Origin of the sequence: Methylobacterium sp. J-067 (genome assembly GCF_022829465.1) — a bacterium.
Taxonomy (GTDB): domain Bacteria; phylum Pseudomonadota; class Alphaproteobacteria; order Rhizobiales; family Beijerinckiaceae; genus Methylobacterium; species Methylobacterium litchii.
Map to the genome: position 1 here is coordinate 66,926 of NZ_JAKSXZ010000108.1, position 26,529 is coordinate 93,454.

A 26,529-nucleotide genomic window follows, 5' to 3' on the forward strand; every position below is an offset into this window, starting at 1 on the left:
CCGCTTCAAATTCCCCCGCGACGTGTATCCACAGCAACCAGTGGTTAAGTGCTTTTCCTGACGTCACCTTCAGGTTCGTTTGCGAACGTCCCCGCTCGACCCGGCGCGGAGACGTTCATGCCGATCACCGAACTTATCCTGGCGGCCATCCTGCTCGCGATGGCGGGCGGCATCGCGATGGCGTCCCGCGTCCGGCGCCGCCGGGTGGCGGACAGCGAGGAAGAGAGTCTGCACGACCGCGTCTGGCGGGCGAGCGAGGGCGAGGAACGCTACCGCACCCTCGTGGCCGCGACCACCGACCACGTCGTGCAGCGGGACGTGCACGGGCGCATCACCTACGCCGACGAGGGCTATGCGCGGCTGTTCGACCGTGCCCCCGCCGACCTGCTCGGCGAGTCGATCGAGCCGCATGTCCTCGACGGGGAGACGGTCTCGGTGCGCGCCGACGGGCTGCGCCGGATCGAGACCCGCATCATCGCCGCCGACGGCCGCGAGCGCTGGTTCGACGTGGTGGAAGTGCCGGTCGCGGACGGCGACGGGCCGATGCAATGGATGCGCGCGGGCCGCGACATCACCGAGCGCGTCGAGGCGGTGAAGGCCCTGGACGCCGCCCTGGCGCGGGCCGAGAGCGCAAGCGTGGCGAAGTCCCGCTTCCTCGCCACCGTCAGCCACGAGATGCGCACGCCGCTCAACGGCATCATTGGCATGACCGATCTTCTGATCGGCACGGGGCTCGACCCCGAGCAGAAGACCTATGTCGACGCGGTGCGGGCGAGCGGCAAGGCGCTCCTCGGGCTCATCGACGGCATCCTCGATTTCTCGCGGATCGAGGCCGGGCGCCTCGACCTCGCCGCCGAGCCCTTCGACGCCGCCGCCGTGGCGGAGGGCGTCGTGGAGCTTCTGGCGCCCCGCGCCCAGGACAAGGGGCTGGAAATCGCCCTCGACGTCGCCGCCGAGGTGCCGCCCTCGCTGATCGGCGATGCCGACCGCTTCCGCCAGATCCTGCTCAACCTCGCCGGCAACGCCATCAAGTTCACCGAGCGCGGCGGCGTCGGCGTCGCCCTCGCCTTCGGCCGCGACGGGCTCGCCGTGACCGTCACCGATACGGGTCCGGGTGTCCCGGCGGAGCGCCTGCCGCGCCTGTTCGAGGAATTCGAGCAGGGGGACGAGAAGGGCGCCAACCGCCACGAGGGCACGGGCCTCGGCCTCGCCATCACGCGCCGCCTCGCCACGCGGATGGGCGGGCGCGTCGAGGCGCAGTCGCGCGTCGGGATGGGCTCGACCTTCCGCGCCCTGCTGCCGCTGCCGGTCGCGCCGGTCGAGGGCGAGGGGGCGGCCGAGGCGCCGCGCCTCGCCGGGCGGCGCTGCCTGATCGTGGCCGATTCACCCTACCAGGCGCCGTATCTCGCCAGCGCGCTCGCCCGCCACGGCGGCGCGGCGGTGATCGTGCGCGGCCTGGAGGAAGGGCTCGATGCCCTCTCGGCGGTCGCCTTCGACGCCGTGATCGCCGATCGGGCGCTGGGCGACACAGCGGTGCGCCGGATCGCCGAGGCCGCCCGCAGCTGCGGCGTGCGCCGCCGCGTCGTGCTGCTCTCGCCCTTCGACCGCCGGGATTTCGGCGCGCCGGCCTCCGCCGGGTTCGACGGCTATCTCATCAAGCCGGTGCGGGCGCGCTCGCTGGTGGAGCAACTGGCGGTCTCGCCGGCCGTCGCCGCGCCCGTTCAGCCGACCCCGCAGCCCGCGCCGGCCTCCGGGAGCCTGCGGGTGCTCCTCGCGGAGGACAACCCGATCAACACGCTGCTCGCGACCCGCGCCCTGGAGCGGCTGGGTTGCCACGTCGTCCACGCGCCCGACGGGGCCGAGGCGGTGGAGCGCTTCAGGGATTCCAGCCCGTTCGACCTCGCCCTGATCGATATCCGCATGCCCCGGCTCGACGGGCACGACGTCGCCCGGCAGATCCGTGCGGCCGAGGCGGAGCAGGGCGGGCATCTGCGGCTCATCGCGCTCACCGCCAACGCCAGCCGCGACGACGAGGCGAAGGCGCACGCGGCCGGGTTCGATGGCTTCCTGCCGAAGCCCCTCGACCTGAAGGCCCTGCCAGACCTCCTCGCCCCGCTTCAGCGCAAGGCGGCGTGAGGGCGGTTCACTCGTCGTCCGACAGGGGGCGGCGCGGCTCCGGCTGCGCCTCCTCCTCGTCGTCCTCGACGGGGACCGCGTAGCGCTCGTTGAACCAGCGGCCGAGATCGACGTCGGCGCAGCGCTGCGAGCAGAACGGGCTGAATTCGGGTACCGCCGGCTTGCGGCAGATCGGGCAGGGCGCGCCTCTCACGCCGCCCCCCCCCAGGCCGCGCGGACGGGATAGCCCTCGCCGTCGAGCAGGCTCAGCGTCTCGTAGAGCGGCAGGCCGACCACGGCGCTATAGGAGCCCACGAGCTTGACCACGAAGGCGCCCGCGATCCCCTGGATCGCGTAGCCGCCGGCCTTGCCGCGCCACTCGCCGGAATCGAGATAGCCCTGGATGTCGCGGCCGGAGAGGCGCTTGAAGCGCACCCGCGTCTCGATCACCCGTTCGCGCCGCCCCTTGGGCGAGAGCAGGCACACCGCCGTGTAAACGCGGTGCTGCCGCCCCGAGAGCAGGCGCAGGCAATCGGCCGCCTCGTCAGGCAATTCGGCCTTGGGCAGCACCCGCCGGCCCACCGCCACCACCGTGTCGGCGGCCAGCAGCCATGTCGGCGTCGCGTCCTGTGCCCCGTGCAGGGCCGCTTCCGCCGCGGCGAGCTTCGAGCGCGCGAGACGGCGGGCGAGATCGCGCGGCGGCTCGGATTTGCGCGGGGTCTCGTCGATGTCGGCGGGCAGGAGGGCGTCCGGCTCGATCCCCATCTGCTGCAGCAGCGCGAGCCGGCGCGGCGAGGCCGAGGCGAGGACGAGGCGTGTCGCGCGCGCCGGGGCGCCAGCGGTGTCGGGGGAGGCGTCCATGATGCTCCGGTCCGGCCGGCCCCCGCCATGGCTGTGCCGGGCCGGCCCTTTGCTGCGCGCTTGATAGGGGAAGGCGCCGATCTTGTGAACCACGCGGACGGAGGCCCGGCTCATCTCGCTGAGCCCTCGCGAATGCCTGCCATTAACCGAGCGTTAACCACGATCGACAACAATCTCCGCTAACGAAGCGGGTTTGAATCCGATGCCCAACGTAGATCCCCGAGTTCTCCGGCCGGTCCTCGTGAACACGTCCGGCGTCGCCAACGCGGTGAGCGAACTGCGCCAGAAGGCCGGCTCCACCGCCGAGATGTGGCGCCTCCTCACCGAGCGTTTCGTCGTCGACCTCGACGCGGTGGCGACCCTGCTGCCGTCCGAGGAGCCCGAGACGCAGTGGCTTCCGGCTCGCGCCTGACGCGTTTCGACTGATTTCAAAGGTTTTGATCCGGCTGGCATGGCACATGCTTAGCCGTTTGATGGGTGGAGGCGACGTCCAGGCAACAAGAACGCGGTCGCTCGCACGCCGGAGCATTCCGCGGACCTTTCGAACACTCGAACATGAGGTCCGTCATGCCCGAATTGTTGGCCGTTGCCCTGGTCTGTGCCGGGACGCTGATCGCGCAGGATTGCTCCCGCGACACCGCCTTCGACGTCATCGTCTCCCCCGCGCACTCGCCCATGGAGTGCCTGATGCATGCCCAGGCCATGGCCGCGCAGGCCGGTTTGCCGGGCGGCGGGGACCGCTACCTCAAGGTCGCCTGCGAGCATCGCCGCACCGACCGGGCCGTCATCACCCGGCAAGCTTCCTGACGGGGTCCTATAGCCGGCCGAACTGACCGCTTTTTCATCGGAGGCTTGCAGTTTTCTGCCGATGAGGCGCGCTGGGCACCGGGTTTAAAGCGGAGTACGCATTAAAATTGGTGCATCGTTGCCACAGGTGAACCGTTTCGGGAGGAGACTCTCCTAAGGGGGAGTTGCCGGGGCGGCGGTCGAGGCACATCGTTGGTGGGTCATGCAGATGCATTTGCCCGTAAGGCCTGCGCCTCCGCCTCCTCTTGTCTTCGCCCGCGTGCCGGGCCGCGCACCTGCGAGCTCCCGACCGATGCTGTACGATGCGTTCGATCTGCAAAGCGATCTCGCCCAGCAGATGAGGGGCTGGGGCCGCCTCCTCGATTCCGCCTGGTCGCCCTGGGCGATGTGGGGCGAGCCGATCAACTGGATGTCGGCGGGCGCGCGCATGATGATGCGCACCGGCCTGACCTTCGCGCGGCCCGCCTACGGGATCGAGACCGTGATGGTCGGCAACCGCGAGGTGGCGGTCGCGGAGGAGAAGGTCGAGGTCACGCCCTTCGGCACGCTGCTGCGCTTCCGCAAGGACATCGTGACCGAGCAGCCGAAGGTGCTCGTGGTGGCGCCGCTCTCCGGCCATTTCGCGACGCTGCTGCGCGCGACCGTGCGGACCATGCTGCCCGACCACGACGTCTACATCACCGACTGGCACAACGCCCGCGACGTGCCGCTGTCGGACGGGGTGTTCGGCTTCGACGATTACGTCGCCCACCTCGTCGGCTTCCTGCAGACGATGGGCGAAGGCTCGCACATCGTCGCCGTCTGCCAGCCGGCGGTGCAGGCGCTCGCCGCCGCCGCCGTCATGGCCCAGACCAAGGACCCCGCCGCGCCGCGCAGCATGACGCTGATGGCCGGGCCGGTGGATTGCCGCGTGAACCCCACGGGGGTGAACGAACTCGCCACCTCGAAGCCCATCGAGTGGTTCGAGCAGAACCTGATCGCCACCGTCCCGTCCCGCCACAAGGGCGCCGGGCGGAAGGTCTATCCCGGCTTCGTGCAGGTCTCGGCCTTCATGTCGATGAACGCCAAGCGGCACATCCAGGGCCATGCCGACCTGTTCTGGCACTTCGCCAACGGCGAGGTCGACAAGGCGACGGCCATCGAATCCTTCTACGACGAGTATTTCGCCGTCCTCGACCTCGCGGCGGATTTCTACCTGGAGACGGTCAAGACCGTGTTCCAGGACTACACGCTGGCCAAGAACGAGCTGACGTGGCGGGGCGAGGCCATCGACATGCGCGCCGTGCGCCGGACGGCGCTGATGACGGTGGAGGGCGAGCGCGACGACATCTGCGCCCCCGGCCAGACCATGGCCGCGCACGATCTCTGCACCAGCCTGCCCCCCTACATGCGCACCCACCATCTCCAGGCGGGCGTCGGCCATTACGGGGTCTTCGCCGGGCGGAAATGGGAGAACCAGATCTACCCGCAGGTGCGCAACTTCATCCAGTCGCACGCCTGAGCCCGCAGCGCCGATTTGACCCGGCGTCCGGCCGGGGCCACCATGCTAACCTCGGTGGATGGGCGCTGCGGCGCCGGGGCGGAACGGCGGATCGGGCAGCGTGACAAGCAGCCAACGCGGTGACGGAGCGGACGGCCCGCGGACGAAGTCCGGCGAGGCCGCACGGCTCGATCGCCTCGTCGCCCAGGCGAAGGCCGTCGTCCTGTGGGAGGCCGCGTGGCCGATCCTGTGGCGCAGCCTCGGTCTCGTCCTCGCCTTCCTTGCCCTGTCCTGGGCCGGTCTGTGGCTCGACCTCCCGCCGCTGTGGCGGAAGATCGGCCTCGGCCTCTTCGCCCTGGCCTTCGTCGCCACGCTGATCCCCCTCGTCCGCCTGCCGCGCCCCGGCCGCAGCGCCGCGCTCGCCCGGCTCGACCGGGAGGCCGCCGGCCGCGATCCGATTTTCGCCCACGGCCCTGCCTCTGCGGCGGAGGATGTGCTCGCCGTCGGCACGGGCGACGCCGGCAGCCGTGCCCTGTGGGAGCTGCACCGCGCGCGGGCGGCGCGGGCGGTGGCGGCCCTCCGGGTCGGCCGTCCGAAGCCCGGCATGGTCCGGCGCGACCCCTACGCGCTCCGCGCCGGGCTGATCGTCGCCACCGTCGCCGCCCTGTTCGTCGCGGGGCCGGAATGGCGCCAGCGCCTCGGCGCCGCCTTCGACTGGACCGCCCCGCCGGCCCCCGGCCCGAATTTCCGCGTCGATGCCTGGATCGACCCGCCGCTCTACACGCGGATGCCGCCGCTCCTGATCTCCATCGGCGCGGGCGACCAGCACCTGCGCGCGCCCGTGAACTCGCAACTCATCGTCCGCATCGCGGGCGAGGGGCAGGGCGCGCACACGAACCTCACCCCCGCGCGCGGCCTCGTGTCCGTGCCGGGGCAGGCCCCGCGCCCGGACCTGCGCGAGGAGCGCTTCCGCGTGACCGGCGCCGCCGACCTGACGCTCGCCACCCCCGCCGGCACCCAGCGCCTGACCATCGATGCGATCCCCGACAACGCCCCCGAGGTCACGCTCGTGGGCGGGCCCGAGGTGAACGGGCGCGGCACGTTCAACCTGACCTACCGCGCCAAGGACGATTACGGCATCGCCTCCGCCGAGGGGCTGGTGCAGCCGCTGAAGCCCGGCCGCTCGCTGGTGCCGCCGCCGCATATCGCCCTGGCGCTGCCCTCCGATCCGAGCGGGCAGGCGGACACGAAGTCCCTGGTCGACCTCACCGACAATCCCTGGGCCGGCGCGCGGGTGCGCTTCCACATCGTCGTGAAGGACGAGGCCGGGCAGGAGGGTACCACCCCGGTCAGCGAGATGACCCTGCCGGGCCGCCCGTTCCGCGATCCCCTCGCACGCTCCCTCGCCGAGGAGCGCCGCCGCCTCGTCACCGAGCCCGACAGCGGCCGTCCGCGCGTCCAGGCCGGACTCGACGCCCTGCTCATCGCGCCGAACCTGTTCACCCCGCAGCCGGCGATCTTCCTCGGCCTGCGCACGGCGACGAACCGCCTGCGCCGGGCCAGGACCGATGCCGAACTCACGGAGGTCGCCGATCTCCTCTGGGAGATGGCACTCAAGATCGAGGACGGCGACCTGTCCGATGCCGAGAAGCAGTTGCGGCAGGCCCAGGACCGCCTGAAGGAGGCCATTGATCGGAACGCGCCCGACGATGAGATCAAGCGCCTGACGCAGGACCTGAAGCAGGCCCTGGACAAGTTCCTCAACGAAATGGCCCAGAAGCAGGGTCGTGATCCGAATCAGCAGAGCCAGCAGCAGCGCGGCGACCAGAAGAACGCGAAGTCGGTCACGCCCGAGGATCTCAACAAGATGATCCAGGACATGGCCGACGCGATGAAGCGCGGTGATACCGCCGAAGCGCAGCGCTTGATGGAGCAGCTGCGCAACATCCTGGAAAACCTGCAGACGGCGCAGAAGGGCCAGCAGGGCAACGAGGCCGCCAAGCAGATGCAGAAGCAGATGCGCGACCTCGACCAGATGACCCGCGACCAGCAGGATCTGCGCGACGAGACGTTCAAGGACGGACAGCAGCCGCGAAACGGCCAGCAGCGCCCGTCGAACCGGGGCGAGCCGCAGCAGGGCCAGCGCGGCGGCCAGCAACAGCAACAGCAGGGGCAACAGGGCCAGCAAGGGCAGCAGGGCGGGAAGAAGCAGCAGGGCCAGCAGGGCGGCAGCCCCGGCGACCGGCAGCAGGCCCTGCGCGAGCGCCTTCAAGACCTCGAACAGCGCATGAAGGAGAACGGCATGCGCGGTGAGCAGGGGCTCGACGATGCCGAGCAGGCCATGCGCGACGCCGAGCAGGCGCTGAAGGACGGCCAGGAAGGCGATGCCGTCGATGCCCAGGGCCGCGCCCTCGACGGGCTCCAGCGCGGGGCCGAGGGCATGGCACAGCAGATGCAGGAGATGGCCGAGGCCCAGGGCGAAGGCCAGCAGGGCGAGGGCCAGCAGCCGGGCCAGGAGGGCCAAGCCGGCGCCCGCGACGACGATCCCCTCGGCCGCCCGACGCGCGGCAAGGAGATGAGCGACGGCCGCGTCCGCGTGCCGACCGCCGACGAATCGGCCGTCCAGCGCGCCCGCCGGATCATGGAAGAGTTGCGCCGCAAGCTCGGCGACCCGAGCCGGCCGCAGGAGGAACTGGATTACTTCGAGCGGCTGCTGCGGCGGAACTGAGTGGTCAGCCCGTCGCGTAGCCGGCGAGGTGGAGCAGCAGCCCCGCCGCCGCGCAGCCGCCGAGGACGGTGGCGAGCCCCGCGCCGAACCGCAGCGTCGCGACGATGGCGGCGAGCGACAGGACGAGCGCCGCCGGATCGAGGCTCGACAGGACCGGCACGTCGAAGGCGAGGCCGGGTGCGCGCACGGACTGCACCTCCCGGAAGATCGTGTGCAGGGAGAACCAGACCGCGAGGTTGAGGATCACCCCCACAACCGCCGCCGTGACGGCGTTCAGCGCGCCGACCACCCGTGGATTGCCGCGCAACGCCTCGGCGAAGGGGGCGGCGAGGAACACGAACAGGAAGCAGGGCACGAACGTCACCCATGTGGCGAGCAGCCCGCCGAAGATGCCCGCCACCAGCGGCGCGAGATCGCCCGGGTTGCGATAGGCCCCGATGAAGGCCACGAACTGCATCACCATGATGAGCGGCCCCGGCGTCGTCTCCGCAAGGCCGAGCCCGTCGAGCATCTCCCGCGCCGAGAGCCAGTGGAAGCTCTCCACCGCCTGCTGCGCCACGTAGGCGAGGGCGGCGTAGGCTCCGCCGAAGGTCACGACGGCCATGGTCGAGAAGAAGGTCGCGATGCGGGCGAACACGTCGCCGGAGCCGAGCGTCAGGAGGATCGCCCCCACCGGCACCAGCCACAGGGCGAGGCAGATCGCGGCGATGCGGAAGGCCGCGCGCCGGTCGCGGGTATGGGCAGGGAGTGAATCGCCGAGCAGGCTCGTGGCCTCGGCTGGGGACGCCGTGCCCGCGAAGGCCGTCGAGCCGGCGCGGGCCACGACGAAGCCGATCAGCCCCGCGCCCAGCACGATCAGCGGGAAGGGGATGCCGAACAGGAAGATGCCGAGGAACGAGGCGGCGGCCAGCGCCCATTGCGCCCGGCTCCGCAGCGCCCGGCGGCCCACCCGCAGCACCGCCTGGAGCACGATGGCCAGCACGGCGGCCTTGAGTCCGAAGAACAGCGCGCCGATGGCCGGCACCTGACCGTACAAGGCGTATATGATCGACAGCGCCATGACCGACACGGCGCCCGGCAGCACGAACAGAACCCCGGCGATCACTCCGCCGAGCGTCCGGTGCATCAGCCAGCCAAGATAGGTGGCGAGTTGCTGCGCCTCCGGGCCGGGGAGCAACATGCAGACGTTGAGGGCATGCAGGAAGCGGCCCTCATCGACCCAGCGCCGTTCCTCCACGACGATCCGGTGCATCACCGCGATCTGCCCCGCCGGCCCGCCGAAGGACAGGGCGGCGATCCGCGCCCACACGGAGGTCGCCTCGCGCAGACTCACTCCGTGGGACGGCGGCTCCGTCATGAGGCGGGTGGCATCCAGGGCGCCTCGGTCTCGACCTTGCCGAGGCAGCATTTCTTGAACTTCTGGCCGGAGCCGCAGGGGCAGGGGTCGTTCCGGCCGACATCCTTGAACGGGTTGCGCTGGGGCTCGCCATAGCCCTCGCGGGTCCATTCGAGGGCGGCGACGGGGTCGTCAAGATAGCCATAGAGGTCCGGCGGAAGGCGCTCCCGGTCGTGCGGGTGGCGCTCGGCCTCGCGCAGGGTCTCCTTGAACCAGTCGGCGTCGCTGTGCTCCGGGTCGATCCGCCCGTCCTTACGCGCCGCCTCGACCCTCGGGGCGAGGTCGCGGAAGCCCAGGGTGGCGATGGCCTCCTCCCAGGCGGTCCAGCCGATAGCGCCCTCGATCGACGCCTTGGCGTCATCGAAGCGCACCAGCACCCGGTGCAGGGCGTCGCGGTCGATCCGGCCGTCGAGGCACAGGAAGGTGCAAGCGGCGAGGATGGCCTCGCGGATACCGTCGTCCAGGCTCGAATCGAGGATCAGGCGGAACAGCGGCTCGGCCTGCCCGTCGTAGAGGCTCGCGAGAACCCGCGAGAGCGTCGCCGTCACGGCGTCGCCCAGCACCGCATCGACGAACTCGCTATCCTGGCGCAGGAAGCCGAGGAGCGGCGCCAGGGCGCGCGTGTCCCGCGCCGAGGCCATGAGGTGCAGGCCCCAGAAGACGAGGTTCGCCTGTCCCTGGTCGATCTCCTCGCCCTCGGCCGCCGCGTTCAGCAGCGGCAAGGTCGCCGCGGCGACGGCTTCGGGATGCTCCAGCGCCTTGCGCAGGGCCGGCGCCGGCAGGTGGATCGCCGCCGCCAGATCCTCGATGAGCGCGGAGAGCGGCGTCATGCGCGCAGGCTCGCCCCGGTGCGCTTGGCGACTTCGGCGACGATCTTGGCGCTCACCGCTTCGATCTCCGCGTCCGTCAGCGTCTTGTCGATGGGCTGCAGTCGCACCGCCACGGCGATGGACTTCGACCCCTCGGCCACGCCCGGCCCCTCGTAGAGGTCGAACACCTCGACCCCGGCGATGAGCTTGCGCTCGGCGTTCTGGGCGGCCTTCACGACATCGCCCGCCGGGACGTCGCGGCCCACCACGAAGGCGAAGTCGCGGGTCAGCGGCTGGAACTCCGAGAGGGCGAGGGCCGGCTTCGCCTTGGTCGGCTTGTGCTTGGGCAGCGGCAGCGCATCGAGGATCAGCTCGAAGGCCACGAGGCTGCCCTTCAGGTCGAGGGCTTGCATCGTGCGCGGGTGGACCTCGCCGAACCAGCCGATCTCGGTCTTCGGCCCGAAGCGTAGGGTGCCGGAGCGGCCGGGATGCAGCCAGGCCGGGCCGCCGGCCGTACCCTGCAAGCCGCCGGTCGGGATGCCGAGGCTGGCGAGCAGCGCCATCGCGTCGGCCTTGGCGTCGAAGGCATCGACGGTGCGGGTTGCGCCGTCCCAGTGCCGGCCGGCACCGAGGAGGGCGGCCGTGTTGCGCCGGATTCCCGCCGCGCGGGTGGTCTGGCCCTCGGGCTGGTCGTTGGCGAAGCACTGGCCGACCTCGAACAGGGCGGCGTCGGGGTAGCCTCGGTCGGCGTTGCGCTGCGCGGCGCGCAGGAGCCCCGGCACAAGGCTCGGGCGCATGTCCGACAGGTCGGAGGCGATGGGGTTGGCAAGCTTCAGGTCCGCCCCGCCACCGCCGAACAGCGTCGCGTCGGCGTGGGGGATGAAGGACCACGTCACCGCTTCCATCAGGCCACGGCTCGCCAGCGCACGCTTGGCGGTGCGGGTGCGCTTCTGCATGGGCGTGAGCAGCGGGCGGCCGACACCCGGCGGGCGGGGGAGCGGCTTCGCCTCGATCCGGTCGAGGCCGGCGATGCGGATCACCTCCTCCACGAGGTCGGCCTTGCCCTCGACATCCGGCCGCCAGGACGGGGTGAGCACCTTCACCCGGTCGCCCGTGCCGGAAACGTGGAAGCCCAGGGCCTCCAGCGTCACCTTCATCTCGGGCCGGGGCAGGTCGAGCCCGGCGAGGCGGCGCACCTCGGTCCAGGGGAAGTCGATGATCCGCTCCGTCTCCGGCGGCTCGCCGCTGACGCTCGCCTCGGTGGCGGTGCCGCCGCAGAGGTCGAGGACGAGTTGCGTCGCGAGGTCGAGGCCCGGAACGGTCGAAAGCGGATCGACGCCGCGCTCGAAGCGGTAGCGGGCATCCGTGACGATGCCGAGCCGCCGCCCGCTTTGGGAGATGTTGGCGGGATCCCACAGGGCCGATTCGATCAGCACGTCGGTGGTGGTCTCGTCGCAGCCCGAGGCCTCGCCGCCCATGATGCCGGCGATGGATTCGACGCCGGCCTCGTCGGCAATCACCACGGTGTCGTCGGTCAGTGTGTGCGTCTTGCCGTCGAGGGCAAGCAGCGTCTCCCCCGCCTTCGCCCTGCGGATGGTGAGCGCGCCCTTCACCTTGGCGGCGTCGAAGACGTGAAGCGGGCGGCCCCGGTCGAAGGTGATGTAGTTGGTGATGTCCACCAGGGCGTTGATCGGCCGGAGCCCGATGGCCCGGAGCCGAGCCTGCATCCACTCGGGCGAGGGGCCGTTCCGGACGCCGCGCACGAGGCGTAGGGCGAACATCGGGCACAGGCCGGCATCCTCCGGCGCGAAGTCACGGACGACCGACACGGGGCAGGGACCTTCGCCCCGGATCTGGGTCGCGGTCTCGCGCTTCAGCACGCCGAGCCCCGCCGCCGCGAGGTCGCGGGCGATGCCGTAGATCGAGGTGCAATCCGGCCGGTTCGGGGTGAGGTTGATCTCGATGACCGGGTCGTCCAGCCCCGCGAAGGCGGCATAGGGCGTGCCGGCGGGGGCGTCGGTCGTCAGGTCGATGATGCCGTCATGGTCCTCACCGAGGCCGAGTTCGGCGGCCGAGCACAGCATGCCCCGGCTCTCGACGCCGCGGATGGTGCCCACCGACAGGGTGATGTTCTTGCCGGGCACGTAGGTGCCGGGGGGCGCGAACACGGTGCGCATCCCCGCCCGCGCGTTCGGCGCGCCGCAGACCACCTGCACCGGCGCGCCCTCGCCGGTATCCACGGAGCAGACCCGCAGCCGGTCGGCGTTCGGGTGCTGCTCGGCGGTGAGGACGTGGGCGATGACGTAGGGCTTCAGAGTCGCCGCCTTGTCCTCGATCCCTTCGACCTCCAGGCCGATGCGGGTCAGGGTCTCGGCGACGGTGTCGAGGGACGCCTCGGTCTCGAGGTGATCCTTGAGCCAGGAGAGGGTGAATTTCATTTCTTGCGGCTCGGGAAGAGGAGATGAACGACGAGGACGCGACGATCCGGGTCATCCAACTCGGTCAGGGCGCTGACGAGGGCACTGGCCCGCGCGAGGTACTCGGTGACCTCGGCGAGCGAGAACAGATTGCGGCGGGGCGGCGAATAGTCCGCCTTGATTCGGGCTTCCTGCAACTGGACGAACCCGAAGCCGATGGGACTGAGCACCGGGTTCGACCGAAGGGGAGCCGCAGTGAAGGCGTGCCGCAATGTCCCGTGATCGAGGGTGCGGTACACCCGCTCGAATTCCGGCGTACCCACGTCCCCGTCGGGAAGGATGCTGCCGGCGCAGAGCGCCAGGAGCTGGTGGAAGGCGGCATAGTAGGCGGAACTGACCGCACGACGCTTCGCCGCCGAACTGCGCGGGTTCCGTTCGACGAGGTCGGCCGCCTGCCTCAGCATGGAGTCGATCATCGAGGGCATGGTCAGTCGATGTCCTCGCCGACGTCTTGCTCCTCATCGACTTCGTTCTTCAGCAGGATGAAACGGTCTTCACCCCGGGCGAACAGTTCGGACTGGAGCACCGGGCCGACCGCCAACAGCGGGTCGGGCTTCACGTTCGGCCGCCGCCGGTAGTGGGCCACGACGTGGATCACCGGCTCGCCGCCCGAGTCGAGACCAGACCTGACCTCGACGCCCTGGAAGCCGGCGTCGGGCACACGGCTGCGCAGGATGCCGGAGACGACCGTATGCAACTCCTGGTCTGTCATCGTGCCGCTCCGCTCACCCCGTCAGCCCGCCCACGAGGCTCGGCACGTCGAGGGGCCGGAAGCCGTAATGATCCAGCCAGCGGACATCCGCCTCGAAGAACGGCCGCAGGTCGGGCATCCCGTATTTCAGCATGGCGATACGGTCGAGGCCGACGCCGAAGGCGAAGCCCTGCACCACGTCCGGGTCGAGGCCGCAATTGCGCAGGACGTTCGGGTGGACCATCCCGCAGCCGAGGATTTCCAGCCAGTCGGTGCCCTCGCCGAAGCGGATCTCGCCGCCCTTGCGCGAGCACAGGATGTCCACCTCCGCCGAGGGCTCGGTGAAGGGGAAGAACGAGGGGCGGAAGCGCATCTTGACCTGATCGACCTCGAAGAACGCCTTGCAGAACTCTTCGAGGACCCATTTCAAGGAGGCGATGTTGGCTGCCGTGTCGATCACCAGCCCCTCGACCTGATGGAACATCGGCGTGTGGGTCTGGTCGGAATCGTGCCGGTAGGTGCGGCCGGGGATGATCACCCGGATCGGCGGCTGCTGGCTCCGCATGGTGCGGATCTGGACCGGCGAGGTGTGCGTGCGCAGCACCTTGCGCTTGCCGTTGGCGTCGGGCGCCAGGAAGAACGTGTCGTGCATCTCCCGCGCCGGATGGCCCGGCGGGAAGTTCAGGGCGGTGAAGTTCAGCTCGTCCGTCTCGATGTCGGGCCCTTCGGCCACCGCGAAGCCCATGTCGGCGAAGATCGCCGTCACTTCGTCGATCACCTGGCTGATCGGGTGCATGCGCCCGCGCGCCTCGGGCGCCTCCCGGCCCGGCAGGGTGACGTCGATCCGCTCGGAGGCGAGCCGCGTTTCGAGGGCCGCTTCCGCGAGGCCGGTCTTGCGTGCCGTGAGGGCGGTGGCGACCCGGTCGCGCAGGCCGTTGATGAGCGGGCCGCGCTCCTTGCGCTCGTCCGGCGTCATCGCGCCCAGCGTCTTCAGGAGTTCGGAGACGCTGCCCTTCTTGCCCAGGGCGGCCACGCGCACGGCGTCGAGGGCGCCCTCGTCGGGGGCGGCGGACACCTGGGCCAGGAGATCGCGTTCGAGGCTGTCGAGATCGGTCATCGCTTCATTCGGATCGCGGGGGCCGTGCCGCCGACGGGTGTGCTTTTGCGCGCCGCTCGCATTCATGCAAGCCGCGCGGCTCCAAAAACGACGAAGGCGCGGCACCCCTCGGGCACCGCGCCTTCCGTTTCGTCAGCGAAGGGTCCGCTCAGGCGGCCTTCTTCTCCGGCTGGGCGGGCATCGCGGCCTTGGCCTTCTCCACCACGGCGGCGAACGCGGCCGGCTCGTGGATGGCGAGCTCGGACAGGGCCTTCCGGTCCACCACGATGCCGGCCTTCGCCAGGGCATTGATGAAGCGGGAATAGGTCAGGCCCTGCTCGCGGACGGCGGCGTTGAGGCGCTGGATCCACAGGGCGCGGAACGTGCGCTTCTTATTCTTCCGGTCGCGGTAGGCATACTGCATGCCCTTCTCGACCGCCTGCTTGGCGATCCGGATGGTATTCTTGCGCCGGCCGTAATAGCCCTTGGCGGCCTTCAGGACTTTCTTGTGCTTGGCGTGAGAGGTCACGCCGCGTTTGACGCGGGCCATCGGTTATCTCCTGGATTTCGACTGAAACAGTATCGGCTGGTGGGAAGACTTACCGCGCGTTCGGCAGGAAGTACTTCTTCACGTTGGCGGCGTCGCCCTCGAACAGGGTCGTCGTGCCGCGCAGGTTGCGGATCTGCTTCGTCGTCCGCTTGATCATCCCGTGGCGCTTGCCGGCCTGGGCGTACATCACCTTGCCGGTGCCGGTGATCTTGAAGCGCTTCTTCGCGCCCGATTTGGTCTTCAGCTTGGGCATTTGGCTCTCCTGGTTGCGCGAAACGCCGTCTCGGCCCGCGAGGACCGGGTTGGGTTTGCGCGATGATGCTTCTGAAGGAGCAGCATGAACCGCCACGGCAGCCCTTGATCGGCCGGGCGGTTCAACGCGGGGCGGCTTATGCCAGAAACCGCCCGTTCCGGCAACGGCTTCGTGACGGCGCGTGAAATGCAAGCCGGTTTCTCGGGCAGGAGGGATGCCGGGGAAAGCGGGGAAGGGGCCGCCTGGAGGGGTCACGCAGCCGTGACGTGGGGGGCTCAGGAACCATAACCTTGGCTTTCTGTTTCATTCATGTCCCGCTCAGGCCGATCTCGGTAGATCCCCGTCCAAAGTCGGTCACTAAGGAGACACTTCGTGCGCATTGCTCAGATTGCTCCGCTCTCGGAGGCGGTCCCTCCGAAGTTCTACGGCGGCACCGAGCGTGTCGTCAGCTGGATCACGGAAGAACTGGTTCGCCAGGGCCATGACGTGACCCTGTTCGCGAGCGGCGATTCGGAGACATCGGCGAAGCTGGCGGCCTGCACCCCCGAGGGTCTTCGCCTGCTCGGCTACCGCGACCACACCGCGAGCCACCTCGCGATGCTGCATCAGGTGCATCGCCGGGCGCACGAGTTCGACGTGCTGCACTTCCACATCGATCTGCTGCAGTATCCGATGTTCGAGGACATGAACCACAAGTGCATCACCACGATGCACGGTCGCCTCGACGTGCCGGACTTCATGCCGGTCTACCGCACCTTCACGGGCATGCCCCTGGTGTCGATCTCCGACAACCAGCGCCTGCCGATGCCGCCGAACGTGAACTGGCTCTCCACGATCCATCACGGCCTGCCGGCGCAGAACTGCCCGTACTACCCCGAGGCGAAGGGCGGCTACCTCGCCTTCCTCGGCCGCATCTCCCCCGAGAAGCGCCCCGACCGCGCCATCGAGATGGCGATCCGCTCGGGCACGCCGCTGAAGATCGCCGCCAAGGTCGACAAGGCGGACCAGGATTACTGGAACGAGGTGATCGAGCCGATGATCCACCACCCGCTGGTGGAGTTCATCGGTGAGATCAACGAAGAGCAGAAGAAGGACTTCCTCGGCAACGCCCTGGCGCTCGCCTTCCCGATCGACTGGCCGGAGCCCTTCGGCCTCGTGATGATCGAGGCGATGTCGGCCGGTACGCCGGTGATCGCCTTCCGCAACGGCTCCGTGCCCGAGGTCATCGCCGACGGCGTGAGCGGCGTGCTCTGCGATTCGATGGACGATGCCGTCGCCGCCGTGGCGAAGGTGAAGGCCCTGAGCCGCGCGGGCGTCCGCCGCCACTTCGAGGGCGGCTTCACCGCCGAGCGCATGGTGCAGAAGTACGTCGCGGCCTACGAGGAGCTTCTCTCCCGCACCGCCGAGGTGATCCGCCTGCCGAAGGCCACGTTCAAGACGGTGCCGAGCGACGTGAACGGGTCCTCGCGCCCGGCCATGCCGGCGGCGGCTTTCCCGGCCTGACGACGCGAATTCGGGCGGCATCGGGCTTGCGAGGGACCGGTCGCCCGTCTTAGCGTCGCGAAAGCGACTCATCCGACTGCTTGAGACAGGGCCGCCGCATCGAGGCCGATGCGGCGGCCCTCTCGATTCCGCGACACCCCGGAGAAGCCTGCATGGCGGCAAAGACAGACCTCGCGACGGAAACCCCGTTCGGCCACGGCTTTCAGGATGCGGACGAGGTTCTGCCGACCTATCACATCGAGGCGCAGACCTCCCTGGTCGAGCGCCCGCTGCGCTCGCTGAAGTTCGGCGAGGCCTTCGGCGTCCTCGATTCCTATGGCGACATCGGCGTGCAGCCCGGCCCCGAGGGCCTGTACTTCCAGGATACCCGCTACCTCTCCCGCCTCGAGGTAAAGATCGAGGGTCAGCGGCCCCTGATGCTCTCCTCCGTCATGCAGGACGACAACGGCGCGCTCAGCGTCGACATGACCACGCCGGACATCCGCCTCGACGCCCATGACGAGACCTCGATCCCCCGCGAGACGGTGGCGATCGAGCGCACCAAGTTCCTGTTCCGGGGCGCCTGCTACGACCGGATCGGTCTGCGCTCCTACGACACCAAGCACCGCCGCCTGCGCGTGAGCGTGACGTTCGACGCTGATTACCGCGACCTGTTCGAGGTGCGCGGCACCGACCGTAAAGAGCGCGGCAAGCGGGGTGTGCTGGTCGCGACCCCCACAGAGGTGCAGTTCCGCTATGTCGGCCTCGATGACGTGGTGCGCACCACGAGCCTGCATTTCGGGCCGAAGCCCGCCCTGCTGGAGCCCGGCAAGGCCGAGTTCGAGATCTCTCTTTCGCCCGGCGCGCAGACCTCCATCTTCATCCGCGTGGTGTTCGAATCGCACCGCGCCTTCACCAAGCCGCCGACCGAGACGATGATCGGCGAGGATGCCGCCGCGCGCCTGACGCAGGTGGCCAATGGCGGCGGCTCGCCCAAGCACCCGAAGGGCCTCGGCGAGGGCACGATCTTCGCCCGCGCCTACCGCGATTCCCGCCGCGACCTGCGGGCGCTGACTGCCGGCATCACCACGATCATCTCCTCGAACGACCAGTTCAACGAGGGGCTCTGCCGCGCCACCGCCGACCTTTACATGCTGGCGAGCCGGACGCCGGAGGGCATCTACCCCTTCGCCGGCATCCCCTGGTATTCCACGGTGTTCGGCCGTGACGGCATCATCACCGCGATGATGGCCCTGTGGATCGATCCGAAATTCGGCCGGGGCGTGCTGCGCTACCTCGCCGCCACGCAGGCGAAGGTGGTCGATCCGGCCGCCGACGCGCAGCCCGGCAAGGTGCTGCACGAGACCCGCCGCGGCGAGATGGCGATGCTCGGGGAAGTGCCGTTCCGGCACTATTACGGCACCATCGACGGCACGCCGCTCTTCGTGATGCTGGCCTGGGAATACTACCTCGTCTCCGGCGACCTGCAGACGATCCGCGACATCTGGCCGGCGCTCGAACTCGCGCTCGAATGGATGAACAAGTACGGCGACCGCGACGGCGACGGCTTCGTGGAATACGCCCGCGATACCGACAAGGGCCTGGAGAACCAGGGCTGGAAGGACAGCCACGATTCGATCTTCCACGCGGACGGCCATCTCGCGAAGGGGCCGATCGCGCTGTGCGAGGTGCAGGGCTACGTCTACGCCGCCAAGAACGGCATGGGACAGCTCGCCGGTCTGCTCGGCCACGACGACATGGCCGAGCAACTGACGGCCGAGGCCAAGGGCCTGCGCGAAAAGTTCGATCAGGCCTTCTGGAACGAGGAGATCGGCACCTACGCCCTCGCCCTCGACGGCGCGAAGAAGCAATGCGCCGTGCGCTCGTCCAATGCCGGCCACGCCCTGTTCACCGGCATCGCCAAGCCGGAGCGGGCCGCTCGCGTCGCGGAGACCCTGCTCGGCAATGACGGGTTCAACGGCTGGGGCGTGCGCACCATCGCCAAGGGCGAGGCGCGCTACAACCCGATGTCGTACCACAACGGCTCGATCTGGCCGCACGACAACGCGCTGATCGCGATGGGCCTCGCCCGCTACGACCGCAAGGCCGAGGCGGCGCGGATCTTCCAGGGGATGTTCGACACCTCCCTCTATCAGGACCAGAAGCGCCTGCCGGAGCTGTTCTGCGGCTTCATGCGCCGGCCTCAGCGCGGGCCGGTGTCCTATCCGGTGGCGTGCAGTCCGCAGGCCTGGGCGGCGGCGGCGCCCTTCGCGTTCCTCGCGGCCTGCCTCGGCCTCGAACTCGACCACGACCGCAACCGGGTCCTGTTGAAGAACCCGATCCTGCCGGGCTTCCTCGACGGGGTGACGCTGTACAACGTGAAGCTCCGCGATTCGCGGCTCGACCTGCGCTTCCAATCCTACGACGACGACGTCACCGTGAGCGTCATGCGCCGCCACGGCGACGCGCGGGTGGTGGTGATGAAGTAAGAGGTCCCCGGTGTCCGCCTCCGCCCTCGACCTCGCCCAGGCCCTCATCCGCTGCCCCTCCGTCACTCCGGAGGATGCGGGGGCGCTCGGCATCGTGGCGGGGGCGCTGGCGGAGGCCGGCTTCACGGTGGAGCGTCCGGTCTTCTCGGAAGCCGGCCATCCCGACACGCCGAACCTGTTCGCGCGGATCGGCCGCGAGGGGCCCTGCCTCGCCTTCGCGGGCCACACCGACGTGGTGCCCACGGGCGACAGGCAAGCGTGGCGGCACGACCCGTTCGGCGCGGTGATCGAGGGCGGGATGCTCTACGGGCGCGGCGCGGCCGACATGAAGGGCGGCGTCGCCTGCATGATGGCGGCGGCCCTCGCCTTCGTGGAGAAGCGGGGCGGTTCCTTTCCCGGCTCCATCGCCTTTCTCATCACGGGGGATGAAGAGGGGCCGGCCGTGAACGGCACGGTGAAGCTCCTCGACTGGGCACGGGCGCGGGACGAGCGTTTCGACCATTGCGTCCTCGGCGAGCCGACCAATCCCGGCACGCTCGGCGAGATGATCAAGATCGGCCGGCGGGGTTCGCTCACCGGCAAGCTCACGGTGCTCGGCCGGCAGGGCCACGTCGCCTATCCGCACAAGGCCGAGAACCCGATCCCCGGCCTGCTGCGCCTGACCACGGCGCTCATCGCCGAACCGCTCGACGGCGGCAGCGCGCATTTCGACGCCTCGAATCTCGAATTCACCACCATCGACGTCGGCAACACGGCGACCAACGTGATCCCGTCGACCGCGCGGGCGGTGTTCAACATCCGCTTCAACGACGACTGGACGGCCGACAGCCTCGGCGCCGAGATCCGCCGCCGCCTCGACAAGGCTGCCGGCAATTCGGTGCGCTACCTCCTCGACCTTCAGCCCTCGAACTCGCCGGCCTTCCTGACCCGGCCGAACGCCTTCGTGGACCTCGTTTCGGAGGCAATCCGCGCCGAGACCGGCCTGACGCCGGTGCTCTCCACCACGGGCGGCACCTCGGACGCGCGGTTCATCAAGGATGTCTGCCCGGTGATCGAGTTCGGCCTCGTGGGCGAGACGATGCATCAGGTCGATGAATGCGTCGCGGTGGCCGACATCGAGCGGCTGACGGCGATCTACGGCCGGGTGCTCGACGCCTACTTCCCGGCCTCGTAATCCACGCCCACGAAGGTGAGTCCGCAGGCCGGCGCCAGGGGGCCGCAGCGGGTCTTATCGCCCGTGGCGAGGATGTTGGCCACGTCGTCGGCCGAGAGCCGGCAGCAGCCCGCCAGCATCAGCGTGCCGACCATCGCCCGCACCTGATGGTGCAGGAAGGAGCGGGCACAGGTCTCGATCACGATCTCCCCGTGCTGGCCCATCCATTGCCGGCTCACATCGAGCTTTTCGAGGGTGCGCACGGGGCTGTTCGCCTGGCACTCGGCGGCGCGGAAGGCGGTGAAGTCGTGCAGGCCGGTGAGCCGCTGCGCGGCCGCGTGCATCAGCTCAGCGTCGAGCGGCCAGGGGACGTGCCAGACATGGGCGCGGGTCAGCGCCGCCGGGCTGCGTCGGTTGAGGATGCGGTAGCGGTAGTGCCGGCGGATCGCCGAATGTCGCGCGTCGAAGGTCTCGGGCACGATCTCGGCCGCGATCACCGCCACCGGACGCGGGCGCAGATGCGCGTTGATCGCGTCGCGCACGGTGTCCGTCCGCCACTCCTTGGCGAGGTCGAGATGGGCGACTTGATGCGTCGCGTGAACGCCGGCATCGGTGCGACCCGCGCAGGTGAGGCGGGCAGTTTCGCCGGAGAACCGCGTCACCGCCGCCTCGATGGCGCCCTGCACGGTCGGGTCGTCGCTCTGCCGCTGCCAGCCGCAAAACGGGCCGCCGTCGTATTCGATGATCAGCTTGTAGCGGGGCATCAGCCGAGGCGCGCGCCCGGTGCCAGACGCGCGCCGCGCACGAACTCGCCGCCGGTCGCACTGCCGCCCTTGCCGGCCCGGCGCGTTTCGAGGAGGCGCACGGCGCCCGCGCCGCAGGCGATGGTCGCCTCGCCGCAGAGGAGCGTGCCGGGCTCGCCGCTGCCCTCGGCGGGGAGGGCGCGCAGCACCTTCACCCGCTCCGGCCCCTTGCCGAGATCGGCCTCCAAAAAGGCGCCGGGGAAGGGCGACAGGCCGTTGATGTGGGCGGCCACTGTCGCGGCGTCGCGCGACCAGTCGATCCGCGCCTCCTCGTTGGTGATCTTGTGGGCGTAGACCACGCCCTCCTCGGGCTGCGGCGTGAAGGTGAGGCCCCCGCCGTCGAGGGCCTTAAGCGCATCGGACATCAGCCCGGCGCCGACCGGCATCAGCGCATCGTGCAACTCGCCGGCCGTCATCCCCGCCGTGATCGGCACCCGCGCCTCCAGGGCGACGGGGCCCGTATCGAGCCCGGCTTCCATCCGCATCACCCCGATGCCGCTCTCGGCATCGCCCGCCATCACCGCCCGCTGGATCGGCGCGGCGCCCCGCCAGCGCGGCAGCAGCGAGCCGTGCAGGTTCAGGCAGCCGTGGCGGGGCAGGTCGAGGATCGCCTGCGGCAGCAGCATCCCGTAGGCCACCACCACCGCCACATCGGCGCCATGGCCGGCGAAGGTCTCGGCGGCCTCCGGCGTGCGCAGCGTCGAGGGCGTCAGCACGGGGGCGCCGAGGCTGTCCGCCAGGGCGTGGACGGGGGAGGGGCGCAAGGCCATGCCGCGCCCGGCCCGCGCCGGGGCGCGGGTGTAGACGGCGGCGATCTTGTGCCCATCGGCGGCCAGCCGCGCCAGGGTCGGCACCGCGAAATCCGGGGTGCCCATGAAGACGACGCGCATGGCAGGATCAGGCCGCGTCGCGCTTGGCGGCCTTCGTGAACTTCTTCATCACCCGGTCGCGCTTCAGCTTCGACAGGTGGTCGATGAACAGCACGCCGTTGAGGTGGTCGATCTCGTGTTGGATGCAGGTGGCGAGCAGGCCATCGGCCGGGATCTCCTGCTCCTTGCCGTCGAGGTCGCGGAACTTCACCCGCACGCGGTCCGGGCGCTCCACCTCGGAATAATATTCCGGAATCGAGAGGCAGCCCTCGTCGTAGACGCGCTTCTCCTCTGACGCCCAGACGATCTCGGGATCGATGAAGACGCGCGGCTCGCGCACGCCCTCTTCCTTCGAGGTGTCGATGGTGACGACGCGCTTGGCCACGCCGATCTGGATCGCGGCCAGCCCGACGCCCGGCGCGTCGTACATGGTCTCCAGCATGTCGGCGACGAGGGTGCGGATCTCGTCGGTGATCGGACCGACCGGCTCGGAGACGAGCTTCAGGCGCGGATCGGGCAGGATGACGAGGGGGTGTATGGTCATGGCGTCTACCGGCGCGGCGCCGGAGGAGGGCGCCCTAATCAGTTGTGGCAATATGGCGGCACCCGAAGGTGGTCAAATACCGCTGGGTCTAGAACAGAGTCCGACTGCGGATGGCGGCCGAGAGGGTGCCCTCGTCGAGATAGTCGAGTTCGCCGCCCACCGGCACGCCATGCGCGAGGCGGGTGATCCTTCGGTCGAGATGCCGGATCGCCTCCGTGATGTAATGGGCGGTCGTCTGCCCATCCACGGTGGCGTTCAGCGCCAGGATCACCTCCGTCACCGCCGGGTCGGCCGCCCGCTCCACGAGGCGCGCGATGTTCAGGTGCTCCGGCCGCACCCCGTCGAGGGCGGAGAGCACCCCGCCGAGCACGTGGTAGCGCGCCTTCACCGCCCCGGAGCGTTCGAGCGCCCAAAGGTCCGACACATCCTCCACCACCACGAGGGTCGTCGGGTCCCGGCCGGGGTCGCGGCAGACGGTGCAGGGCTCGCTCGTATCGACGTTGCCGCAGTTCGAGCAGACGACGATCCGCTCGGAGGCGACCCGCATCGCCTCGGCCAGCGGCGCGAGGAGCGTGTCCCGCTTCTTGATGAGTTGGAGCGCGGCCCGGCGGGCGGAGCGCGGGCCCAACCCCGGCATCCGGCCCAGCAACTGGATCAGGCGTTCGATCTCCGGGCCGGCGACGGCTTGAGGCATCGGGTCTCGTGTGTCTTCGGCGGCTCGTGTCTCCGTCTAGAACGCTGCCGGCCGAAGGGGAAGCGGGTGCGGCGCCAAGAAGCGGACGCGGCAATATCCAGCCTCGCACGATAGACTTCGTGGATTTTGTAATGGTGTTGGAGGGGTTCCCTCCGTTCAGGTTACTGGCGGGTTGCTATGCTGATCGCCATGACGTTTGAGCCGCATTGATATAATTGGGCTCAGGCGACGTTGCGAGGCCCCTACGAAGGTCATATTGACGGCGACGCTTCGCTGTTTACGCAACGGAAGAGCCGTGTGACGGCCCTGCCGTCCGCTTGTCAGGGTGCGCCGCGCGCAGGTGCCCGGGAGATTCGCATTTGAACAACATCGGTGATTTCAACGCGGCCCACGGCGCTGAGGCTGCCGGCTTCCGGGAACTGAAGGCGGTTCACTGGAACTTCGAGGCCCCCCGCCTCTACGAGGAGGCGCTGACCCGCAAGGAGGGCCAGCTCGCCCGCGGCGGCGCCTTCGTCGCCACGACCGGCTCGCATACGGGCCGCTCGCCCAAGGACAAGTTCGTGGTGCGGGACGCCTCCACCGAGAACGAGATCTGGTGGGACAACAACGGCGCCATCACGCCGGAGCAGTTCGAGACCCTGCGCCAGGATTTCCTGAAGCACGCCGAGGGCAAGGAACTGTTCGCCCAGGACCTCTACGGCGGCGCCGATCCGGCCCACCGGGTGAAGGCCCGGGTGTTCACCGAGTTCGCGTGGCACTCGCTGTTCATCCGCAACCTGCTGATCCGGCCGGACCATTCCGAGATCGCCGGCTACACCCCCGACCTGACGATCATCGACCTGCCGAGCTTCCAGGCCGACCCGGCCCGGCACGGCTGCCGCTCCAAGACGGTCATCGCCATCGACTTCGCCAAGAAGCTCGTGCTGATCGGCGGCTCGGCCTACGCCGGCGAGATGAAGAAGTCGGTCTTCACCTACCTGAACTACACGCTGCCTAAACAGGGCGTGATGCCGATGCACTGCTCGGCGAACGCGGCGCTCGACGCCGAGGGCGGTTCGGCGATCTTCTTCGGCCTGTCCGGCACCGGCAAGACCACCCTGTCGAACGATTCCTCCCGCCAATTGCTCGGTGACGACGAGCACGGCTGGTCGAACGAGGGGATCTTCAACTTCGAGGGCGGCTGCTACGCCAAGACGATCCGCCTGTCGCGCAACGCCGAGCCCGAGATCTACGCCACCACCGAGCGCTTCGGCACGGTGATGGAGAACGTCGTCATCGACCCGCTGACCCGCGTGCCGGACTTCGACGACGCCTCGCGCACCGAGAACACCCGCTGCGCCTACCCGCTCGACTTCATCGCCAACGCCAGCAGCACCGGCCGGGCCGGGCATCCGAAGAACATCGTGATGCTCACCTGCGATGCGTTCGGCGTGATGCCGCCGATCGCCAAGCTGACCGGCGCCGAGGCGATGTACCACTTCCTCTCGGGCTACACCGCCAAGGTGGCCGGCACTGAGCGCGGCCTGACCGGCCCGGAGGCGACGTTCTCGACCTGCTTCGGCGCGCCGTTCATGCCGCGCCACCCGAGCACCTACGGCAACCTGCTGCGCGACCTGATCGCCAAGCACAGCGTCGATTGCTGGCTCGTCAACACCGGCTGGACCGGCGGCGGCGTCGGCACCGGCCGCCGCATGCCGATCCGCGTCACCCGCCGCCTGCTGGCCGCCGCCCTCGACGGCTCGCTCTCGAACGCCGAGTTCCGCCGCGACCCGTATTTCGGCTTCGCGGTGCCGGTCTTCGTGCCGGGCGTCGAGCCGCACATCCTCCAGCCGGTGAAGACCTGGGGCAACAAGAGCGCCTTCGTCGAGACGGCGGCCCGCCTCGTGAAGATGTTCGAGGACAACTTCAAGCGCTTCGAGAACCACGTCGACGCGGATGTCCGCGCCGCCGGCCCGAGCGCCCAGGCCATCGCGGCCTGATCCGACAGGCGGTGCCCCACGGGGTGCCGCCGCCCTACAGCGCGTCCAGCGCGGCTTCGAGGGCCGGCACCGCCACCGAGAAGTCGCGCCGGGCGGCGACCTCCTCCCGCTCGCTCCACTGGCCGAACAAAGCGGCGTAGGGCTGGCCGCAGACGGCGGCGAGATCCCAGAAGAACGGATCGCTCCAGCGGCTATCGGGGGCGATGGTCAGGATCTTCGCGCCCGGCGGGCTGAAGATCGTGTTGGTCATCGCCGCGCCCGCGAGCCCGACCACGACCCGCGCCCTTGCGAAGCGGACGATCTGCTGACGCGGGCTGTGTTTTTCCGGGTCGATCACCTCGAAGCCGCGCTGCTCCATCGCTGCGACGACCTCCGCCCGATTGACGAGGGTACGCCCCCTGGCCCCGGAGCGGTCCACGAATAGGCGCCGCCCGTCGTTCTCCGCTCCGATCCGGCGAAACGCCGCCTCGGCGCGGGCCACGCGCGTGCGCTTCAAGAGACGAGACCGCACGGCGGCGACGGCTTCAGGCGACTTGCCGTAGGGCTCTTGGCTGCAGGGGCTGGCGAAATACAGGTGCGGAAAGGCGTACACGCGCGTCCGGTCGTAGAAGACGGCCCGCCATCTGTCGTCGCGCCCGAGGGTGAGGGCGATCATCCGCCGCCGCACCTCATCGATCTGCGGATCGTAGCCCGGCAGCAGGATCGTGATGATCCGGCCCGGATGCCGCCGACGCAGCACGAAGAAACCTTCGAGCCGGGGCAGGTCGTCCACGAGCCAGTGGCCGTAATTGAACGAGCCGACTGAGCCGAGATAGAAATACACGCCCTCGGGGCCGAACTGCTCGTCGACCCTGTCGTCATCGAGGCCGATCGCCTCGATCATCTTGAGATCGCTGAGGCGGTGCGTCTCGAAGAGCACCCGCAGGGCGCCGCCCTCGCGATAATGCAGGACGTTGCCGCCGAGGCGGACGTCCGTGGTCTCGCACAGGATCGTCGCCGGGAAGGCCCGATAGGTCTCGTCCAATTCGCTATACCAGCGCGCCACCTCCGCGACCCCGGCCGGATCGGGGCCGGCGAGCTGCTTCGGGGCGGGGCGGCGATAGGAATAGGGCGGGAACAGCGTCGCCACCGCACGGGTGCGCGCACTGACCCGCCCGCGCATGGCGGCATAGAGCGCCGTGTCGCCCGCGAAGGCGGGCTCGGCCTGCGCCACCGTCTCCGGGCAGGAGAAGACGAGGGCGTCGGATGGCATG

General features: G+C 69.7%; 24 protein-coding genes and 1 pseudogene. 9 read left to right on the forward strand and 16 right to left on the reverse strand.

Annotation, left to right across the window (positions count from 1 at the left end; genetic code table 11):
- Positions 1–117: 117 nt before the first annotated feature.
- Positions 118–2,136, forward strand: coding sequence for a PAS domain-containing hybrid sensor histidine kinase/response regulator (locus tag MKK52_RS14280; protein ID WP_243954831.1), 2,019 nt, complete (start codon positions 118–120; stop codon positions 2,134–2,136).
- A gap of 7 nt (positions 2,137–2,143) precedes the next feature.
- Here MKK52_RS14280 and MKK52_RS14285 read toward each other — a convergent pair whose 3' ends face one another.
- Complete coding sequence (locus MKK52_RS14285; protein WP_409564667.1) at positions 2,144–2,329, reverse strand: DNA gyrase inhibitor YacG; 186 nt, start codon at positions 2,327–2,329, stop codon at positions 2,144–2,146.
- Positions 2,326–2,976 (reverse strand): Maf-like protein, encoded by a 651-nt coding sequence (locus MKK52_RS14290; protein WP_243955112.1) that lies wholly within the window; start codon positions 2,974–2,976, stop codon positions 2,326–2,328. The genes MKK52_RS14285 and MKK52_RS14290 overlap by 4 nt, the downstream gene beginning before the upstream one ends.
- A 202-nt stretch (positions 2,977–3,178) precedes the next feature.
- Between MKK52_RS14290 and MKK52_RS14295 the strand changes: the two genes are divergently transcribed.
- From MKK52_RS14295 to MKK52_RS14310, 4 genes are all read left to right on the forward strand, one after another.
- A complete protein-coding gene (locus MKK52_RS14295) occupies positions 3,179–3,388 on the forward strand; it encodes a hypothetical protein (protein WP_243954833.1) in 210 nt (69 codons plus the stop codon).
- A gap of 155 nt (positions 3,389–3,543) precedes the next feature.
- Complete coding sequence (locus MKK52_RS14300; RefSeq protein ID WP_243954835.1) at positions 3,544–3,783, forward strand: hypothetical protein; 240 nt, start codon at positions 3,544–3,546, stop codon at positions 3,781–3,783.
- Positions 3,784–4,075: 292 nt separating this feature from the next.
- On the forward strand, positions 4,076–5,284 hold the full coding sequence (locus tag MKK52_RS14305; protein ID WP_243954837.1) for a polyhydroxyalkanoate depolymerase: 1,209 nt from the start codon (positions 4,076–4,078) through the stop codon (positions 5,282–5,284).
- Between the two features lie 58 nt (positions 5,285–5,342).
- Positions 5,343–7,991: a TIGR02302 family protein gene (locus MKK52_RS14310; RefSeq protein WP_409564668.1), complete on the forward strand. Its 2,649-nt coding sequence runs from the start codon at positions 5,343–5,345 to the stop codon at positions 7,989–7,991.
- Between the two features lie 4 nt (positions 7,992–7,995).
- Here the strand turns inward: MKK52_RS14310 and chrA are convergent, their stop codons facing one another.
- From chrA to rpmI, 9 genes and pseudogenes are all read right to left on the reverse strand, one after another.
- Positions 7,996–9,348 (reverse strand): chromate efflux transporter, encoded by a 1,353-nt coding sequence (gene chrA, locus MKK52_RS14315; RefSeq protein WP_243954841.1) that lies wholly within the window; start codon positions 9,346–9,348, stop codon positions 7,996–7,998.
- Positions 9,345–9,587 carry an SEC-C metal-binding domain-containing protein gene (locus MKK52_RS27255; RefSeq protein WP_409564675.1) on the reverse strand — a complete coding sequence of 81 codons (243 nt, stop codon included), beginning with the start codon at positions 9,585–9,587 and terminating at the stop codon, positions 9,345–9,347. Before MKK52_RS27255 ends, chrA begins: the two co-directional genes overlap by 4 nt.
- Positions 9,585–10,217, reverse strand: a pseudogene (locus MKK52_RS14320) (DUF1186 domain-containing protein); the annotation flags it as partial. The gene MKK52_RS27255 and the pseudogene MKK52_RS14320, both read right to left, overlap by 3 nt.
- Positions 10,214–12,634 carry a phenylalanine--tRNA ligase subunit beta gene (gene pheT / locus MKK52_RS14325; RefSeq protein ID WP_243954844.1) on the reverse strand — a complete coding sequence of 807 codons (2,421 nt, stop codon included), beginning with the start codon at positions 12,632–12,634 and terminating at the stop codon, positions 10,214–10,216. The gene pheT and the pseudogene MKK52_RS14320, both read right to left, overlap by 4 nt.
- Positions 12,631–13,098 carry a hypothetical protein gene (locus MKK52_RS14330; RefSeq protein WP_243954846.1) on the reverse strand — a complete coding sequence of 156 codons (468 nt, stop codon included), beginning with the start codon at positions 13,096–13,098 and terminating at the stop codon, positions 12,631–12,633. Before MKK52_RS14330 ends, pheT begins: the two co-directional genes overlap by 4 nt.
- Positions 13,099–13,100: 2 nt before the next feature.
- Positions 13,101–13,385 (reverse strand): hypothetical protein, encoded by a 285-nt coding sequence (locus tag MKK52_RS14335; RefSeq protein WP_243954848.1) that lies wholly within the window; start codon positions 13,383–13,385, stop codon positions 13,101–13,103.
- 13 nt (positions 13,386–13,398) lie between these two features.
- Positions 13,399–14,481 carry a phenylalanine--tRNA ligase subunit alpha gene (pheS, locus tag MKK52_RS14340; RefSeq protein ID WP_243954850.1) on the reverse strand — a complete coding sequence of 361 codons (1,083 nt, stop codon included), beginning with the start codon at positions 14,479–14,481 and terminating at the stop codon, positions 13,399–13,401.
- A gap of 148 nt (positions 14,482–14,629) precedes the next feature.
- Positions 14,630–15,010, reverse strand: coding sequence for a 50S ribosomal protein L20 (gene rplT, locus MKK52_RS14345; protein ID WP_243954852.1), 381 nt, complete (start codon positions 15,008–15,010; stop codon positions 14,630–14,632).
- A gap of 49 nt (positions 15,011–15,059) precedes the next feature.
- Positions 15,060–15,263, reverse strand: coding sequence for a 50S ribosomal protein L35 (gene rpmI, locus MKK52_RS14350; RefSeq protein ID WP_007561407.1), 204 nt, complete (start codon positions 15,261–15,263; stop codon positions 15,060–15,062).
- 372 nt (positions 15,264–15,635) lie between these two features.
- On the opposite strand from rpmI, the gene MKK52_RS14355 reads away from it, so the two are divergent.
- The 3 genes from MKK52_RS14355 to dapE all read left to right on the forward strand — a co-directional run bounded on the left by MKK52_RS14355 (position 15,636) and on the right by dapE (position 20,408).
- Positions 15,636–16,766 (forward strand): glycosyltransferase family 4 protein, encoded by a 1,131-nt coding sequence (locus tag MKK52_RS14355; RefSeq protein ID WP_243954854.1) that lies wholly within the window; start codon positions 15,636–15,638, stop codon positions 16,764–16,766.
- Positions 16,767–16,918: 152 nt separating this feature from the next.
- A complete protein-coding gene (locus MKK52_RS14360; RefSeq protein ID WP_243954856.1) occupies positions 16,919–19,234 on the forward strand; it encodes a glycogen debranching N-terminal domain-containing protein in 2,316 nt (771 codons plus the stop codon).
- A gap of 10 nt (positions 19,235–19,244) precedes the next feature.
- On the forward strand, positions 19,245–20,408 hold the full coding sequence (gene dapE, locus MKK52_RS14365; RefSeq protein WP_243954857.1) for a succinyl-diaminopimelate desuccinylase: 1,164 nt from the start codon (positions 19,245–19,247) through the stop codon (positions 20,406–20,408).
- Here the strand turns inward: dapE and truA are convergent.
- The 4 genes from truA to recR form a co-directional block, all read right to left on the reverse strand.
- A complete protein-coding gene (truA, locus tag MKK52_RS14370) occupies positions 20,390–21,151 on the reverse strand; it encodes a tRNA pseudouridine(38-40) synthase TruA (protein WP_243954860.1) in 762 nt (253 codons plus the stop codon). The genes dapE and truA overlap by 19 nt on opposite strands.
- Positions 21,151–22,080, reverse strand: a complete 930-nt coding sequence (gene fmt, locus MKK52_RS14375) for a methionyl-tRNA formyltransferase (RefSeq protein ID WP_243954862.1) — start codon at positions 22,078–22,080, stop codon at positions 21,151–21,153. The genes truA and fmt overlap by 1 nt, the downstream gene beginning before the upstream one ends.
- Before the next feature lie 7 nt (positions 22,081–22,087).
- Entirely contained in the window at positions 22,088–22,603 is a 516-nt protein-coding gene (gene def, locus MKK52_RS14380) for a peptide deformylase (RefSeq protein ID WP_243954864.1), read from the reverse strand.
- Positions 22,604–22,691: 88 nt separating this feature from the next.
- Positions 22,692–23,297: a recombination mediator RecR gene (gene recR, locus MKK52_RS14385; protein ID WP_243954866.1), complete on the reverse strand. Its 606-nt coding sequence runs from the start codon at positions 23,295–23,297 to the stop codon at positions 22,692–22,694.
- Positions 23,298–23,656: 359 nt separating this feature from the next.
- Between recR and MKK52_RS14390 the strand changes: the two genes are divergently transcribed.
- Positions 23,657–25,276, forward strand: a complete 1,620-nt coding sequence (locus MKK52_RS14390) for a phosphoenolpyruvate carboxykinase (protein WP_243954868.1) — start codon at positions 23,657–23,659, stop codon at positions 25,274–25,276.
- Between the two features lie 34 nt (positions 25,277–25,310).
- Here the strand turns inward: MKK52_RS14390 and MKK52_RS14395 are convergent, their stop codons facing one another.
- Positions 25,311–26,528 (reverse strand): glycosyltransferase family 61 protein, encoded by a 1,218-nt coding sequence (locus MKK52_RS14395; protein ID WP_243954870.1) that lies wholly within the window; start codon positions 26,526–26,528, stop codon positions 25,311–25,313.
- Position 26,529 lies beyond the last annotated feature (1 nt).